Consider the following 14,698-nt stretch of genomic DNA (forward strand, 5'->3'; position numbering starts at 1 on the left):
GGTTCATACCCTATATATAGGGTATGAACCCGTGAACCCAAAACCCACCCTCCAACGGGTGACCCTGAACCTGACCCTGAACCCAACGGTGAACCTGAATGAACCCAAAGCCCGCCGCAGCCATGGCCTCCAAACCCGGGATTCAAGCTGCCCACCTCCTGCCAGATGCTGGTATGATGGAAGGGAGCCCGGAAGTAACGGGGGCCGAGTTACGCGGTCGCACTTTTAAAAATCAGCGTTTCTCCCAAAGAAGGGCCAGGAATAGCGGGAACTCCTTGCGGGCGCGGTTTTCGGCGGCGGCGCGGGGACCGGGCTGGCTTTCTTTGTGGGAGTACCATTCTTCGATGCCGGCGAGACGCAGGCCGGCGCTGAAGCCGGTGCCGGTGAGGGTTTGCAGGCTGCGATGGAAGGAGGTGGTGGTCTCGCTGTCCGGCCTGCCGGGGTGCATGATGATGGGGATGCTCAGGGTGCTGCTGTAGGCATCGATGCGGCGGTATTGAATCTTGGCGGCTTCATCATTGCCCCAGCTCGTCTGGCGCGGGATGCGGAATGCGGGATGATTGACGACCCAGAGCATGCGACCACCGGGCTTGAGGACTTTGGCGGCGGCGGCGCTGACGACATCCAGGTGCTCCATGTTTTGCACGCAGAGGATGGCGGAGGCGGCATCGAACTCGCCGAGGTCCTCGATCTGCGCGGCATCGCGCGCGAGGTAGCGTACCGGCGGCTTCACGGGGTAGGTGCGCGCTTTTTGGATCAGCGTGGGGGCGGCGTCCACCCCGGTGACCTGACAACCGGCCTGCGCGAGTGCGCGTGAAAACACCCCCTGTCCGCAGCCGAGATCGAGCACGCGCTCACCGCGCTTGGGTGCCAGCAGATGGAGAGCACCGGGAATGACAACGGCCTGATAGAGCTCTGAGCCGCGCTCGCCAATGATGCCATCGTACCAGTCGGCGGATTTTTCCCATGAGGTGCCGTGCGTGTGGCCACCCTGAGCACGATTGAGTTTGCGTTGGGCTCGGTTGCCGAACTCACGTTTGACGGGTTCACGATTGCCCTGCGGACGATTGCCGTACTCGCGGTTTCCTTGCGGACGGTTGCTTTGCTCACCATTCCCCTGCGAACGACTGCCTTGCTCGCGGCTTCCCTGCTGGCGGTCATCTTGTTCGCGACTGCCCGGCTCACGGGGCGGTGAGGGACGAGGACGGAAGGGACGGCGGGGCGGCTGCGGCATGTGGCATGATGTCGCGATAGGCGTGAATTGCCAGCGGCTCTGCACAATGTCCTTACTTTTATCTTCCCACAAACAGCGTGATATGCCAGCCTCACGCCCTTTCTCACATGTCCGCCAACCCTTCCCGTGCCGTCCCCGGTATCATCCTCGCGGCACTGAGCCTGTTGAGCGCCTTTCTGCTGTTTCAGGTGCAGCCGATCATCAGCAAATTCATCCTGCCGTGGTTCGGTGGCAGCCCGGGGGTGTGGACGACGTGCATGCTGTTTTTCCAGGTGGTGCTGTTTGCCGGCTATGCCTATGCGCACACGCTGACTCTGCTGCCACGGCGCTGGCAGGGCATCGCGCATGGCCTGCTGCTGGGCATGGCGATCGCCATGCTGCCCATCGCTCCGAATGAGATGTGGAAGCCGACGGGAACAGAAGACCCCGCACTGCGCATTTTGCTGCTGCTGTTTGTCAGCGTGGGCCTGCCCTACTTCGTGCTCTCCAGCACGAGCCCGCTGGTGCAGGTGTGGTTCACCCGCACCACGAATGGGGCCAGTCCGTGGCGGCTGTATGCGCTCTCCAACATCGGCTCGCTGGCGGCACTGCTGAGCTATCCTTTGTTCTTCGAAGTCCACTGGGATGTCTTGGAACAGACCACGCTGTGGGCGGTGGGCTTCGGCGCCTTTGTGGTGCTCTCTCTGGCAGGCATCTGGCTGGACCGCAATCACGCCATCGAGGCAGAAGCCAAACCCACGGTGGTGATCGACACCGCCGCCGATCATCCCGGCTGGCTGAAAAGAATCCAGTGGGTGCTGCTTCCTGCACTGGCCAGCTGCGTGCTGCTTTCCGCAACGAATCACGTCTGCCAGGACGTCGCGGTGATCCCCTTCCTCTGGGTCGTCCCCCTGAGCCTCTACCTGCTCACCTTCATCATCTGCTTTGAGCATGAGCGCTGGTATGCACGCATCTGCGCGCTGTGGGCGCTTCTGGCTCTGCCCGTGCTGTTTCTCACCTGCACGGAAAGCCGCCTTCAAGGCCAGTCATTCTGGATCGACTTCGAATTGATGATGCACAACCACGTGGAGCCTCTGCTGAACCGGCTGACCGGGCAGAAGTTCCACCTGAGCAACATCGACCTCACGCCGAATTTCATCTGGGAGCTGGGCTGGTCCTTCAGCGCCATGTTCATCGCGTGCATGCTCTGCCATGGCGAGCTCACGCGCCTGAAACCCGCCCCGCGCCGGCTCACGGAATTTTATCTCCTCATGTCCTTCGGCGGCGCGCTGGGCGGATTGTTCGTGAGCCTGGGTGCGCCTCACCTCTTCACCTCCTTTGCGGAGTGGCCGATCAGCCTCATCGTGGTGGCTGCACTGGCCTGCTACATTTTGCTGCGCTCGGTGCTGAGGGTCAAACATGTGTGGGAGTGGCTGCTGGCACTGATCATCACGGCCGTGACCTGCGGGGTGGCCTGGATGCTGATTCATCACGGCATCCTCACTCAGGCGGAGGTGCAGAAGCAGCTGAAGATCGACCTCATGCCGCCGCCAGAGGTGATCTACGGCACGCTGGCGGGCATCGGCCTTTGTCTGGCCGTGCTCGTCTTCCGCATCATCCGGCGCGGCTTCATGCGGCCTGCGCTGATCTCCATCACCATGCTCGGCATGCTCTTCACCCTCGTCCTGCTCACCATGACCGACCTCGGTTTCAAGAATGACAAAAAGGTGGAACGCGTGCGCAATTTCTACGGCAGGCTCTCCGTCTCGGAGGATGATTACCAAAGCGGGGGCGAGACCTTGCAATACCGCCAGCTCACCAACGGGGGCATCATCCACGGCATGCAGAATCTCGCTCCATCGATCCGTGAGGAACCCACCAGCTACTACGGCCATCAGACCGGCATCGGCAAGGCGCTCGACAGCCTCAAAGACCGCCCGGACGCGCGCGTCGGCGTGGTGGGCATGGGCGCAGGCACCGTCTCCTGCTATGCCAAAAGCGGGCAGACCTTCCGTTTCTATGACATCAATCCCGATGTGGTGCGCATCGCGGAAAAATGGTTCTTCTACCTCGAGGATGCCAGAAAACGCGGGGCCAAGGTGGAGATCGTCGTTTCAGATGCGCGTCTGGCGCTCGACCGCGAGCCCTCGCAGCAGTTTGATGTGCTGCTGCTCGACGCCTTCAGCGGAGACTCCGTGCCGGTGCACCTGCTGACCCAGGAAGCCTTCACCATCTACGACCGCCACATGAAGCCGGACGGCATCATTGCCGTGCACATCACCAACAGCTATCTCGTGCTGGCGCCCGTGATTGAAAAGATCGCCGCGGCAGTCGGCTTCAAAACCGTACGCATCGCCACCGAGGCCGATGGCGACCATGACTCGACCGATTACATCCTCGTGACCCGCAACGAGGCCTTTCTCAAGACCACGCCAGCGGAGCTGCTGGGGAATGAGATCGAACTGAAGCAGGACGTCCGGCTATGGACCGACCGGTATCACAATCTGCTGCGCATTTTGGACATCCCGCAGAACACCAAGGAATAGGGTCCCGGGACCAAGAGTGAATTTGCGAACGCCCGCGAACGCGCCAAACTTAGGCGATTCGCCATGCTTCCACTCGATCCAGTCCCCACGCCGCAGCAGCTGTTCCGCTGGTTCGACAGCGGCCAAATCACACGGGAAGAATTCCGCACCGCCATGGCGGTGCATACCGGTGAGATCATTCAGGAGATGGAGCAGGCGCATGCCAACCCGCTCGTCGCCAAGTTCAATGAACTCATGAACCGCCGGGAAGCTTGGAAGTGGTCGCGCAAGCATGGCGAGATGGTGATGCGCGAGATCCTCTGCGCCCTGATGGATGAGGAGCGTTTTTCACCAGCGCGCTGGCTGTGGAACGCGGCGCACCCGCACATTCCCCTGCACTGCTTCTTCCGCACGCGCGGCACCCCCGTGCTGCGCTTTCTCGAGCTGTCCGTGCATCCGCAATACGTCACCGTGGTCGTGGAACACGGCGGCAGCGAAACCCTGTCCCCCACTCAGGAGCGCTTTCACCTGCGCCGCACCCGTCAGCAAAGTCTCCAGGTCGAACGCCGGGAACTCATCTAATTCTTCTGCCATTGCTTTGCGGTGCCCGGCGCGCATCCTGCTTTCGTCATCCGTCATTTTCCAATGCCCCCTCCTCAGAAAAAATCTCTCGGCCGCATAGGCCTGACGATCTTCGCCCTAGTCTCTCTTTTCCTTGGCGCTTATTACCGCTTCCCCACCCTTGGCGAGCGCCCCATGCACACCGACGAGGCCATCCTCGCGATGAAGTCCGCCGAGTTCCAAGCCACCGGCCATTTCAAATACGACCCGAAAGATTTCCACGGCCCGGGGCTGCACTACATCACGCGCATCTGGTCCAAACTGGCCGGCTGGGGCGACTCCTCCACCTGGACCGAAGCCCAGCTGCGCACCGTGCCAGTGGTCTGCGGACTGCTGCTCCTGCTCACCACGCTGCTGCTGCGCAATGCAATCGGCCGTCTTGCCACCGGGTTCGCGATGCTGCTCATCGCCATCTCGCCGATGGAGGTCTATTACTCGCGCTACTTCATCATGGAGGTGCCGCTGGTGCTGTTCATCACGCTCAGCATCGCCGCACTGTGGCACTACTCCCAGGGAGGCGGGCGCTGGTGGTTGTTGCTGGCGGGCTTCGCCATCGGCATGCAGCACGCCACCAAGGAAACCTTCGCCATCAACATCGTCGCCGGGCTCGTCGGATTCGCCGTCACCAAAGTGATGGTCGGCGACTTCGCCCCCCGGCGCAGCGGCTATGACATCGGTGCCAGCAAGCGCCGCGCTGCCTCCCCCTGGCTGTGGGTCATCATCGCCGCCATCCTGACCAGCATCACGATCTACTCCGGCGGCTTCAAAGACTGGCTGGCCGTGAAAGACAGCGCACTGACCTACCTGAACTACTTTGAGCGCGCCGGAGGCAGCGGCCATGAGAAGCCCTGGCACTACTACCTCACTCTCATCTTCTGGCGCAAAGACGGCCTCGTGTGGAGCGAGGCCATGATCGGCGGCCTCGGCATCATCGGCATGCTTTATGCATTTTTGGGAAACCACATGAAACAGCCCGCGCGGCAGGCCTTTCTGGTGTTCCTCTCCGTTTACACCCTGGTCCTTTTCTCCATCTATTCCTTCCTCGCGTACAAGACTCCCTGGTCCATCCTCAGCGCCCAGCATGCGCTGACGTTGCTGGCCGGAGTGGGTGCCGCCGCCATTGCGGGCGCGCTCACCGGGAAATTCTCGCGGCTCGTTTTCAAGATCGCCTTCGGCCTCGGTCTGTACCATCTCCTGTCGCAGACCAATCACGCCATTCACCTCTACGCCGCCGATTCGCGCAATCCCTACGTCTATTCTCACACCTCCACCAATCTCCTGCGGCTGCTGCCCCAGGTGCGGGATCTGCAGAAGACCGCACCGGATGATGCCTTCAATGTTCTCGTCATCAATCGCGATGCAGGCTGGCCGCTGCCCTGGTACTGGCGCGACATCAAAAGCGTTCATTACACCAACACGATCCCCGAAACCATTGACGCACGGGTCATCATCGCCGAACCCGAGATGCAGGCCGCGCTGGAAGCGAAATTCGCCGGTAAAACGTACACCAAGCCGGATCTCTTCGGCCTTCGCCCCGGTGTGATGCTGAACCTCTGGATTGAACAATCCCTCTGGGACCGACACAGCCTGCGCAAGCAGCAGGAAGCCGCCAAACCGTGAGCTCACCCGCCCCGCAGCACCATCGCTTCACCTGCAATGCGATGGCCACCACCTTCGACGTCATCATCAATCATGAGGATGCCGATGAAACCTACGCCGCCCAGGCCTCGCAGGCGGTGTTTCAAGAAATCGCCCGGCTCGAAGACGAGCTGAGCCGGTTCCGCGCCACCAGCGACATCTACCGCCTCGGGCAGCTCAAAGCAGGAGAGAGCATCCGCGTCGGCATGGCTGCGTGGGATTGCCTCTCGCTGGCCAAGGCCATGCATCAGGAAACTGCGGGAGCCTTCGACATCACCATCGGTCCGCTCATGAATCTTTTCATCACATCCGAAGGCGAGCCACGACAGGTCAGCAAAGACGTGCTGGAGCAGGCGCGCCAGATCATCGGCAGTCACCGCTTCGACCTTGATGAGGAAACCATGAGCGTCACCGTGCATGCCACCGGCATGATCTTCGACCTCGGTGCCATGGGCAAAGGCTACGCGCTGGATCAAGCCGCCGACGTGCTGCAGGACTGGAAGATCAGCAATTTCGTCCTCAATGCCGGAGACAGCACCATCCTCGCCATCGGTGCCCCGAGTGGCAAAGAGGCATGGTCCATCACCCTCGGAGGCGGTGAAAAACGAACCGCTCTTCTCAATCGCGCCGTCAGTGGTTCCGGCTTTGCCGTCAAAGGCGCGCACATCATGAACCCGCGCCAGTTTGCTCCCGTGCCCCTCAAGAACCGCCGCACCTACGCCCTCGCCCCCACCGCCGCTTTGTCTGATGCGCTCTCGACGGCGTTCATGGTGATGGAGCAGGAGGAGATCCATGCGCTGTGCGCCCGCTATGAGGGTGTGGAGGCGCTGGAGTTGGAAATGTCATAGACCCAAAAAGCCGAGCCCCCGCCAGTTCAACCTCCTCTCTTCACAACCATGCACCGAATCGCGTTCATTGTCCTTCTCACTGCCATTCTAGCCTCGTGCTCCAGCAAAAAAGAACCTGCGCTTTCCAAAGAGGAGAAGGCACATTTGCTCGGCCCAAACTCCAGCGTCTCCATGCGCTGGCACAAAGTGGAAGGACCTGACTTCCGCGTTTTCCACGGCATCCCCAAATCGCCCGCAGAGGGTGAGATTGGTTTTTACGTCGGCGGGCATCCCTCTTTCAAGCCCGAGGCTGGCAGCACGCGACATGCCGGTAAAATCGGCACTCACAAAGTCACGTGGCATCGCAAGACCAAGCCCGATGGCTCCATCTACCAGACGACCCTTTTTGCCTTGGACGAGTACTACAAAATCCATGCCTGGGTCCTTGGCCACACACCCTCTGAGTTGGATTCACTGACACGGGAACTCGGCACCTTGCGCCTTTTCTCACAGGCCACTCCGTGATCACTTCCACTCCGCCAGGAGAGCCAGCCCTTCACGATTCCTCGGAGCCAGTGCCAGTGAATCCAGCAGGTGGCGTTTTGCCTTTGTGGCATCGGATGCGCGGAGCAATGCAGCCAGTTTGAAATGCGTCTGTGCACCGCCGCTGGGATCGAGCACAAGCACACGTTCATAAGCGGCAATCGCCTCCGGCGTTTCGTTCAGGGCGGCACAGGCATCTGCCAGCGCCCTTTGAGGTGTGACGAGAAAGGGATTCAAGGCCATCGAACGCAGGGCATTGGCTTTCACTTCCGGCCAGCGCTTGGCTGGCACATCGAGTTCGATCAGGCGCAGGAAGGAGCTTTGCGCGCTGGATGATTTCGCGGCGATCTGCCGCAGCACGGCGACTTCCTCATCCGTGCGCTTCAACTGGCGCAGCGCCTGCACCTTCAGTGCGTAGCCGCTGTCGGCATCGTAGCTGTCAGGCACCAGTTCGATGATCTTGTCAGCCAGCGGCAGCACCTCGGCCCATTTCTTGGCCTCCATCATTGACGCAGCCTCCTTGTGCAGAGCCCAGAGATTGGTGGGGTGCTTTTTGAGAAATTCGGTGAATGAACCTGCATCGAAGGGATTCAGCTCCTCGGCCTTCGGTTCCTCCCAATCGGCGTTGGCTCCAAAGCTTTTGGCCTTGGCGGTGATGTACTGAGCGAACTGCTTCTCGACTTCTTCAATGTCACCCACGTTCGCGGCGATCGCATCGTTGATCCGTTTACCGGTGGCGAGTTCCTGCAGAATGCCCTGGAACTTGTCTTTGCCGAATTTCTCCAGCAGAAACTCCACGGCCTGGCTGGACTCATAGTAGGCAAACATCAGATGATCCTGCGTCTTTGGCGCCATGAAAGCGCCGCTGAGACGCGTCAGCGGCGTCAGCGTTTCCTCATCGAGCACCATCGCACGAAACTTATCATTCATCCACATGCCCCAGGCGGGATCGCGCTGCCGCTCTTCGTGAACGCTGATGCCTTCGCTCAACCAGCGCGGCATGCGGTTCTTTGTCACGGTGAGCGTGATCACATGGCAGAACTCATGCCACAGCGTGCTCTCCCAGTTGTTGCGGCCATGGGCCAGACTGCCGGGGCTGTTCATCGTCACCACCGTGCCAAAGCACACTCCCAGCATCCCCTGCCCGCCCAGCGCCCCGAAGGTGCGGATGGCGAAATCCTGCTGCGCCCCGAAGAACTCCACCAGCACCGGCCGCTTCAAGTCCATGCCGTATTTCGCGCCCAGCACCGTCTTCGCATCTCGCAGCAGCGCAAGCGCACGCGTGCCATAGATCGGCCAGTCGCGCTTGGGCATTTTCAAGATGAAGTCCGCAAAGGTCTGCGTGGTGTAGCCATTCATCTCCTTCTCCAGCAGCGCCAGATTGTGCGCCTGGATGTTGTAGCCATCCTCCTTGCGGATCAGTTCGGCGAGCTTCCATGCCTCCTCCTCATCTCCGAGGCGAAGCAGGTCATGACAGAGCTGCATCTTGGCCGGCAGATATTTCGGATCAAACTCCAGCGCCTGACGCTGACGGGCCGCACTTTCGGCAAACCGATAGGCCCGCGACAAACAGCGCCCGATGGTGTGATCCACCTCGGGATTTTTGCCCCATCGTTCCAAAGCATGCGCCCGCGCCTCCTCCATCTTGCCGGCATCGGCCATGAACAAATAGGCCACGACGGCCCGAAGCGACCAAGCCACAGGATTCTGCCCATCTTGATCCAGCACCTGCTGAATGGCCGCCTCGGCCTCGATGAACTTTTCTCCACCAATGAGCTGTTCCGCCCGCAGCAGGTGCGCGGCCGCAAGATGGGGATTCAATTCGAGCGCCTTCTTCAAGCTCTCAGTCGCCTTCTCTCGATCACCCGATTGAAAGGCTCTGGCAAGCCCCAGCCGCAGATCGGCCGTCTCACCATGTGCCTTCAGCCCGGCACGAAACACATCCGCCGCGCGCTGCGCATCATCTTTTTCGAGAGCGAGATTTCCTTCGGCCAGATACGCCGCCTCCAGCTTGGCATCCTTGCCCTGCGCCAGCTTGAAGTATTGCGCGATCACCTTCTGCGCATCGGCCCCGAGCATCACGGCCGCCCGGCCAAGCACCACCGACTCCATGGCTGTGCGATCCTTCGCGACCTTCGATTTCGCCGCTTCATTGATCCCTTTCAAGGCCTCCGCCATCAAATCCGCCCGGCCCAGCATTTGTGCCAGATCATGGCGCAGCAGCAGGATTTCAAAGTGTCCCGGATACAGCACCAGCGCCTTCCCGGTTTCCTCCAGCGCCTGCTCAATGTGTCCCATTTCACGCAGCGCCTTGAACCGCAGAATCCGCCAGTCCGGCGCCTTCAGCCCCTTCTCCGCCGCCGCTTCGCCAATGCGTGCCACGAGTTCGTAGTCCCCGCGTGCGAGCAGTTCCCCCACCGGCCCCAGATTGCGCTCCTCAAAGATTTTTTCGAGATCGATCTGCTGGGCATGCGAGATCGAGATGCCCAGAAGGAGCAGAAGGAAGGAAAGCAGGCGCATGGATTCAAATCGTGTCCGAACACCGGATTCTCGCATGAGTTGTGCCTGCGAGGAAAGGAAAGATATTAGCCTGCCGTGGCCGGGGGCTCCCAGCGCACAAGGCGCAATCCTTCCACCGCCTCAAAGTGCGCGTCGCGAGAGGCCAGTGTGAGGTCATGAACCAGGCAGGTCGCGGCGATCCAGATGTCGTTCTCGGGAATCATCGAGCCGAGTTCTGCAAGTCGCGCCTTTGCTTTGCCATAACGCTCGGCGATTTCGTCATCATGATGAACCGTCTGCACCAGCGGGAGAAATGACCGGATGCGGGCGAGCTGCTTGTCACGGTGCTGGGTGTGATACGCCCCGTAATAAAGCTCGCCCAAAACAGTGACGGGCATGTAAAGCCGGGTGTTCGCCTTGATTTGAGCTCCGACCTCCGCATCCCCACGCAAATGCGCGCTGACGATGTTGGTATCCAGCGCGAATCCGTTCATGGCTCGATGCGTTCGCAGCCTTCCTCGATCACACGATCAAACGCATCCGCCTCGTCTTTTGGCATGCTACCGAAGGAGGCATCGAAAGCAGCCTGCCGATCCGCCGTGGTGTGCTGGCGCATTTGATGCACGAAATCGGCCACTTTTTGAAGAGCGTTCGCCGGCAAAGATTCCAAATCAGCCATGATGCTTTCCTGGGAAGTCATGGGTCAAAGATGATCTTGAAGAAGCTGAATGCAAGTCCGGCGACATGCCTATACTGGCAAGCGCTATGCGTCATGAGAGCCCCGGGCGACCTAAGGCGGAGACGTGTCAGGCCGGAGGCCTAACCTCCGGGAAAGACCAGTTGCAGCGCAACGGGTCAACTTTATGCAAACAAGCTCGTGATCGGCTGCCCTTTGTCCGTCACCGTGAAGGGACGCTTGGTGCTGGAATAGAGCACGAGATCGAGCGGCAGACCGAGGGCGTAGGCGATGGTGGCGTTGAAGTCGGGGACGCTGACTTTGTTTTCGGTGACTTCGATGCCTTTGTCCGTCTTGCCATAGACCTGACCACCGGCGATGCCGCCGCCCCAGAGGACGGAACTGAAGGCTTTCGGGTAGTGGTCGCGGCCTTCGTTCTGATTGATCTTCGGCGTGCGGCCGAATTCGGAGGTAAGGACGACGAGGGTGTCATCCAGCAGACCCCGGCGTTCGAGATCGGTGAGCAGCGTGCCCAGCGCCTGATCGAGATCGCCACAGCGTTCGGGCAGGCGGGCACCGATGTCCTGATGCATGTCCCAGCCGCCGAGGTTCACTTCCACAAAGCGCACACCGTGCTCCACGAGGCGACGTGCGAGAAGGCAGCCCTGCGCGAAGTTTCCATCACCGTATTCGGCATGCGTTTCGGCGGATTCCTTGCTGAGGTCGAAGGCGTCGAGGTCCTCGCTCTTCATGACTTTGATGGCGTCCTTGTAGACGTCCGCGTAGGCTTTGACGTTCTTGTAGTTGTAGGCCTGCTGGAAGCCTTGATCGAGCTTGGCGGACAAACCGAGACGGTAGTCAAAATCGCCCTCGCTCAGCGAGCCGGGACGATGGCTGTTTTGCAGACCGCGCGCTGGGTCATTGAGGATCAGCGGCTGGTACGCGGCCTCAAAGAAACCACCGCCGGGGTGCTTGCTGTCGCTGGTGATGATGACGGAACCGGGGAGATCCACATTGCCCTTGCCTTGAAATTTCTGCATCCAAGCTCCCATGGTGGGATGCCGTGTGGCACCGCGCATGGTGTAGCTGGTGTGCTGGAAATAATTGCCCTGCGCATGCGCGCCCTGCGTGGAGGAGAGTGAATTGATGATGGCTCCGCGATGCATCATCTTTGCGGTGTGCGGCAGCAGTTCGCCGATCTGCACGCCGTCCGCGCTGGTGGGGATGGTCTTGGTGCCGCCCATGGTGTCCGCACCCGGCACGCAGCCAAAGGTGTCCAAATGCGTCATGCCGCCGGACATGTAGAGATAGATGACGCGCTTGGCCGTGGCGGCCTGCTTGGCCTTGCTGGAGCCTTCAAACGCAGCATAGCCGCGTGGCGCCAGGGCGCTCATCATCGAAACGCCGAGGCAAGTCTTGGCGATGTTTTTGGCAAAGTCACGGCGGGTGACATCGTCACAGGAATGGAGGAGGGCTTTCATGAGGATGAGGCGTGAGGATTACTGAACGAAGAGGAACTGCGAGCCGGTGATGAGCGCGTGGGTGACATCCGCGACGGCCTTGTCGCCGCGCTCTTTGATGACGCCATTGAGAATGGCCTGCTCATTGGCCGTGGGGGCGCGGCTCAGCAGCGCATGATAAAGTGTGGCGATTTTATCTGAAGGTGACCCGGCCTTGGCGATGGCCTGGTTCAATTTGGAAGCTGGGTTGTTGATCACATCCGCAGCGGGTCCATTGAGCAGGGTGAGCGCCTGCGGCACGGAGGCATCGTCGCTGGCATTCTGGATGAGTTCGCGGTCGCTCTGGCCGAAGGTGCGCAGGAAGGTGCCGGGGCGTGCGGGGCTGGGCTGCTCGGAAGCACGGGAGGTGAGGCCCATGCCATCCTTGCCGCCGCTGTTGCGCTGGTAGGCTTTGAGGAATTCCTTGCGCTGCTCCTTGGTCATGGATGCAAGCGTTTTAGGATCAACCTGAGGGCGCTTTTCCTTGTCGGTTTTTTCGGGGCGGTAGCCCTGGCGAAGATCATCCGCGCGCTCTTTGCCAAGCAAGGCCACGAGGATGTCCTTCTCAGAGGCTCGGCGCAGTGTGGCGGCCTCTTTGGCGAGTGCTTTGCTTGCTGCCGTAACATCAATTCCCTTCGCCTTGTCAGCTTCGAGCTTGGCTTTCATGGCATCGATCTGCTTCTGATTGGCATCAAGCTTGGCCCGGCCTTCTTTGGCCACCTGCACCAGACCTTCAGCCCCCTTGGATTTGACCGTGCCGAGGAAGGTGGAGAGATCATCGAGATACTGATGCAGACGGGCGTTCTCGTCATCGACGGTGTCATCCACGTTGCCCTTGGAGAGCGTGACAAAGGAGTCCCAGATCTGCTCCGCGCTCATGCGGCGCAGGATCGGACCGGTGAAGTGGTAGGTCTCGCCGAGTGGCACCTCATGCGTGGTGGCGGCGCGCTGGTAGGTGTCGGTATTGTAGAGCACCCGCAGGAAGGATTTGAGCGAGTATTGCTTCTCGATCATCAACTGGCCGAGGTAGTCCATCAGCGCCGGATTGCTGGCGACGGTGCTGTCGGTCATTTCATCCACGGGCTCGATCAAGCCCACGCCGAAGGCTTTCTTCCACATGCGGTTGGCGATCACGGTGGTGAAGCGCGGATTCTCCGGGCTGGTCATCCAGTCCGCAAATGCTTGCAACTGGGTCTCACCGGGTTTGATCACGGCATCCTTGCCAAACATGGTCTTGGCTTCGACCTTGGCGCCGGGCTTGGCATCAGGGTACTTGTAGTCAGCGGGCAGGCTGGGGAGCTTGCCCTCCTGCCACTCGGCGCTGGTGTAGCGCAGCGGCTTCATCACGTCCTGCATGGCGCGTTTGACCTGCTGCATGTCTTCCCTGCTGATCTTGGATTCCTCAGTTTTTTTCTCCGCCTGCATTTTAGCCCGGTAGGCTTTTTTCTCCGCGCCGCTCATGGCCTGCACGGCTTTCTTGTCGATCTCCGGACGCTTGCCGCTGAGCTCAATGCCCCGGCTTTTGGTGTCCATGCCGTAGGTGAAGGCGGCCATGTGGTAGTAGTCCATCTGGGACCACTTGTCGAAGGGGTGGTTGTGACACTGCGCGCAAACGATGCTGGTGCCCAGAAAGACCTGCACGGTGTAGGCCAGGTGGTCGAGCTTGTTTTCATCCCGCTGCCAGAAACCGATGCTGCCGCTGTCCCACACACCGCCGTCGGTGGTGAGGAGGTTTTTCACAAACTTATCATACGGCACGTTGGCTTTGACCTGCTGCTTGAGCCATTCCTCGTAGGCTTCGGCGGTGATGCGACCCTTCACGTTGTCCGTCAGACGCAGCACATCGGCCCAGTAATTGAACATGTGGCTGGTGTAGCCGTCGGAGGCCAGCAGGGTGTCGATGAGCTTGGCGCGCTTCTGCGGGTCTTTGGAGCTGGTGTAGGCCTGCGCTTCTTCCAGAGTGGGAATGCGCCCGGCGATGTCGAGGTAGAGCCGGCGCACGAGCACCTCGTCACTGGCGGGCGGGTTCGGCTTGAGGCCGGCTTTCTCCCAGTCCTGGCTGAGGAGTTGATCTATCTTCTGGCTTTCCGGCAGAGGCGCGGCTTGCAGCGTGGCGGAAGTCAGCAGGCATGCGAAGAGGAGACGGAGGGCTTTCATGAAGGGGCGGAGGGGGTTCCAGCCGCGAAAACGCAGGACCTGCACTCATCTTACCAATAAATGTGTACAAAGTGGAATGAGTGCCTAGATGCCCTGCCGACCGCCACGTCGGCCTGTCTGCCACAATTTTATACAATGATCTGGCCACTGGCACGTTGTGTCAGGTATTGTCGCCTTTCCGTCCCACCACCACCCTGCTTTCGCCATGTCTCGCCGCCTTCTGATCGCATGCTCCGTCCTCGTGTTTCCTCTGTCCAGCCTGCCTGCGGCTCCTGAGGGCAAACCCGAGCCCAAACCGGCTCCTGCAAAGCCAGAGCCCGGCAAACCCGAGCCCAAGCCGGAACCTAAACCTGAGCCAAAGCCCGAACCCAAGCCGGAGCCCACGAAGCCAGAGCCTGCCAAACCCGCGCCAGCGCCCACGCCACCTGCACCGTCCAATCCACCCGCCACTCCGGCGCCCACTCAACCTGCCCATTCTCAGCAAACCACCTCATTGACCC

12 protein-coding genes are annotated in these 14,698 nt (G+C 60.5%); 6 read left to right on the top strand and 6 right to left on the bottom strand.

Annotated elements, in window-relative coordinates; genetic code table 11:
• Positions 1 to 232: 232 nt before the first annotated feature.
• On the bottom strand, positions 233 to 1,234 hold the full coding sequence (locus WAW39_RS16250) for a methyltransferase domain-containing protein (RefSeq protein ID WP_422320239.1): 1,002 nt from the start codon (positions 1,232 to 1,234) through the stop codon (positions 233 to 235).
• Between the two features lie 107 nt (positions 1,235 to 1,341).
• On the opposite strand from WAW39_RS16250, the gene WAW39_RS16255 reads away from it, so the two are divergent.
• The 5 genes from WAW39_RS16255 (at position 1,342) to WAW39_RS16275 (ending at position 7,349) form a co-directional block, all read left to right on the top strand.
• Complete coding sequence (locus WAW39_RS16255) at positions 1,342 to 3,759, top strand: spermidine synthase (RefSeq protein WP_422320240.1); 2,418 nt, start codon at positions 1,342 to 1,344, stop codon at positions 3,757 to 3,759.
• 63 nt (positions 3,760 to 3,822) lie between these two features.
• Positions 3,823 to 4,320, top strand: coding sequence for a hypothetical protein (locus WAW39_RS16260; RefSeq protein WP_422320241.1), 498 nt, complete (start codon positions 3,823 to 3,825; stop codon positions 4,318 to 4,320).
• A gap of 63 nt (positions 4,321 to 4,383) precedes the next feature.
• Positions 4,384 to 5,979, top strand: coding sequence for a flippase activity-associated protein Agl23 (locus tag WAW39_RS16265; RefSeq protein ID WP_422320242.1), 1,596 nt, complete (start codon positions 4,384 to 4,386; stop codon positions 5,977 to 5,979).
• Positions 5,976 to 6,845: an FAD:protein FMN transferase gene (locus WAW39_RS16270; protein WP_422320243.1), complete on the top strand. Its 870-nt coding sequence runs from the start codon at positions 5,976 to 5,978 to the stop codon at positions 6,843 to 6,845. Before WAW39_RS16265 ends, WAW39_RS16270 begins: the two co-directional genes overlap by 4 nt.
• Before the next feature lie 48 nt (positions 6,846 to 6,893).
• A complete protein-coding gene (locus tag WAW39_RS16275) occupies positions 6,894 to 7,349 on the top strand; it encodes a hypothetical protein (protein WP_422320244.1) in 456 nt (151 codons plus the stop codon).
• Here the strand turns inward: WAW39_RS16275 and WAW39_RS16280 are convergent, their stop codons facing one another.
• The 5 genes from WAW39_RS16280 to WAW39_RS16300 all read right to left on the bottom strand — a co-directional run bounded on the left by WAW39_RS16280 (position 7,350) and on the right by WAW39_RS16300 (position 14,198).
• On the bottom strand, positions 7,350 to 9,887 hold the full coding sequence (locus WAW39_RS16280) for a peptidase MA family metallohydrolase (RefSeq protein WP_422320245.1): 2,538 nt from the start codon (positions 9,885 to 9,887) through the stop codon (positions 7,350 to 7,352).
• A gap of 65 nt (positions 9,888 to 9,952) precedes the next feature.
• A complete protein-coding gene (locus WAW39_RS16285) occupies positions 9,953 to 10,360 on the bottom strand; it encodes a type II toxin-antitoxin system VapC family toxin (protein WP_422320246.1) in 408 nt (135 codons plus the stop codon).
• Positions 10,357 to 10,566 carry a hypothetical protein gene (locus tag WAW39_RS16290; RefSeq protein ID WP_397382045.1) on the bottom strand — a complete coding sequence of 70 codons (210 nt, stop codon included), beginning with the start codon at positions 10,564 to 10,566 and terminating at the stop codon, positions 10,357 to 10,359. Before WAW39_RS16290 ends, WAW39_RS16285 begins: the two co-directional genes overlap by 4 nt.
• Positions 10,567 to 10,727: 161 nt before the next feature.
• Positions 10,728 to 12,023: a DUF1501 domain-containing protein gene (locus WAW39_RS16295; RefSeq protein ID WP_422320247.1), complete on the bottom strand. Its 1,296-nt coding sequence runs from the start codon at positions 12,021 to 12,023 to the stop codon at positions 10,728 to 10,730.
• Positions 12,024 to 12,041: 18 nt separating this feature from the next.
• Entirely contained in the window at positions 12,042 to 14,198 is a 2,157-nt protein-coding gene (locus WAW39_RS16300) for a DUF1549 domain-containing protein (protein WP_422320248.1), read from the bottom strand.
• A 205-nt stretch (positions 14,199 to 14,403) separates the two neighbouring features.
• On the opposite strand from WAW39_RS16300, the gene WAW39_RS16305 reads away from it, so the two are divergent.
• Positions 14,404 to 14,698, top strand: a 295-nt coding sequence (locus tag WAW39_RS16305) for a hypothetical protein (RefSeq protein ID WP_422320249.1), incomplete at its 3' end; no start/stop codon positions are given.

Source organism: Prosthecobacter sp. (genome assembly GCF_049294395.1).
In the GTDB taxonomy this organism is placed as follows: Bacteria; Verrucomicrobiota; Verrucomicrobiia; order Verrucomicrobiales; family Verrucomicrobiaceae; genus Prosthecobacter.

Coding starts and splice junctions, on each gene's coding strand:
- WAW39_RS16265 (WP_422320242.1), top strand. CDS start 4,384: ATGCCCCCTCCTCAGAAAAAATCTCTCGGCCGCATAGGCCTGACGATC.
- WAW39_RS16295 (WP_422320247.1), bottom strand. CDS start 12,023: ATGAAAGCCCTCCTCCATTCCTGTGACGATGTCACCCGCCGTGACTTT.
- WAW39_RS16255 (WP_422320240.1), top strand. CDS start 1,342: ATGTCCGCCAACCCTTCCCGTGCCGTCCCCGGTATCATCCTCGCGGCA.
- WAW39_RS16285 (WP_422320246.1), bottom strand. CDS start 10,360: ATGAACGGATTCGCGCTGGATACCAACATCGTCAGCGCGCATTTGCGT.
- WAW39_RS16280 (WP_422320245.1), bottom strand. CDS start 9,887: ATGCGCCTGCTTTCCTTCCTTCTGCTCCTTCTGGGCATCTCGATCTCG.
- WAW39_RS16300 (WP_422320248.1), bottom strand. CDS start 14,198: ATGAAAGCCCTCCGTCTCCTCTTCGCATGCCTGCTGACTTCCGCCACG.
- WAW39_RS16275 (WP_422320244.1), top strand. CDS start 6,894: ATGCACCGAATCGCGTTCATTGTCCTTCTCACTGCCATTCTAGCCTCG.
- WAW39_RS16260 (WP_422320241.1), top strand. CDS start 3,823: ATGCTTCCACTCGATCCAGTCCCCACGCCGCAGCAGCTGTTCCGCTGG.
- WAW39_RS16290 (WP_397382045.1), bottom strand. CDS start 10,566: ATGACTTCCCAGGAAAGCATCATGGCTGATTTGGAATCTTTGCCGGCG.
- WAW39_RS16250 (WP_422320239.1), bottom strand. CDS start 1,234: ATGCCGCAGCCGCCCCGCCGTCCCTTCCGTCCTCGTCCCTCACCGCCC.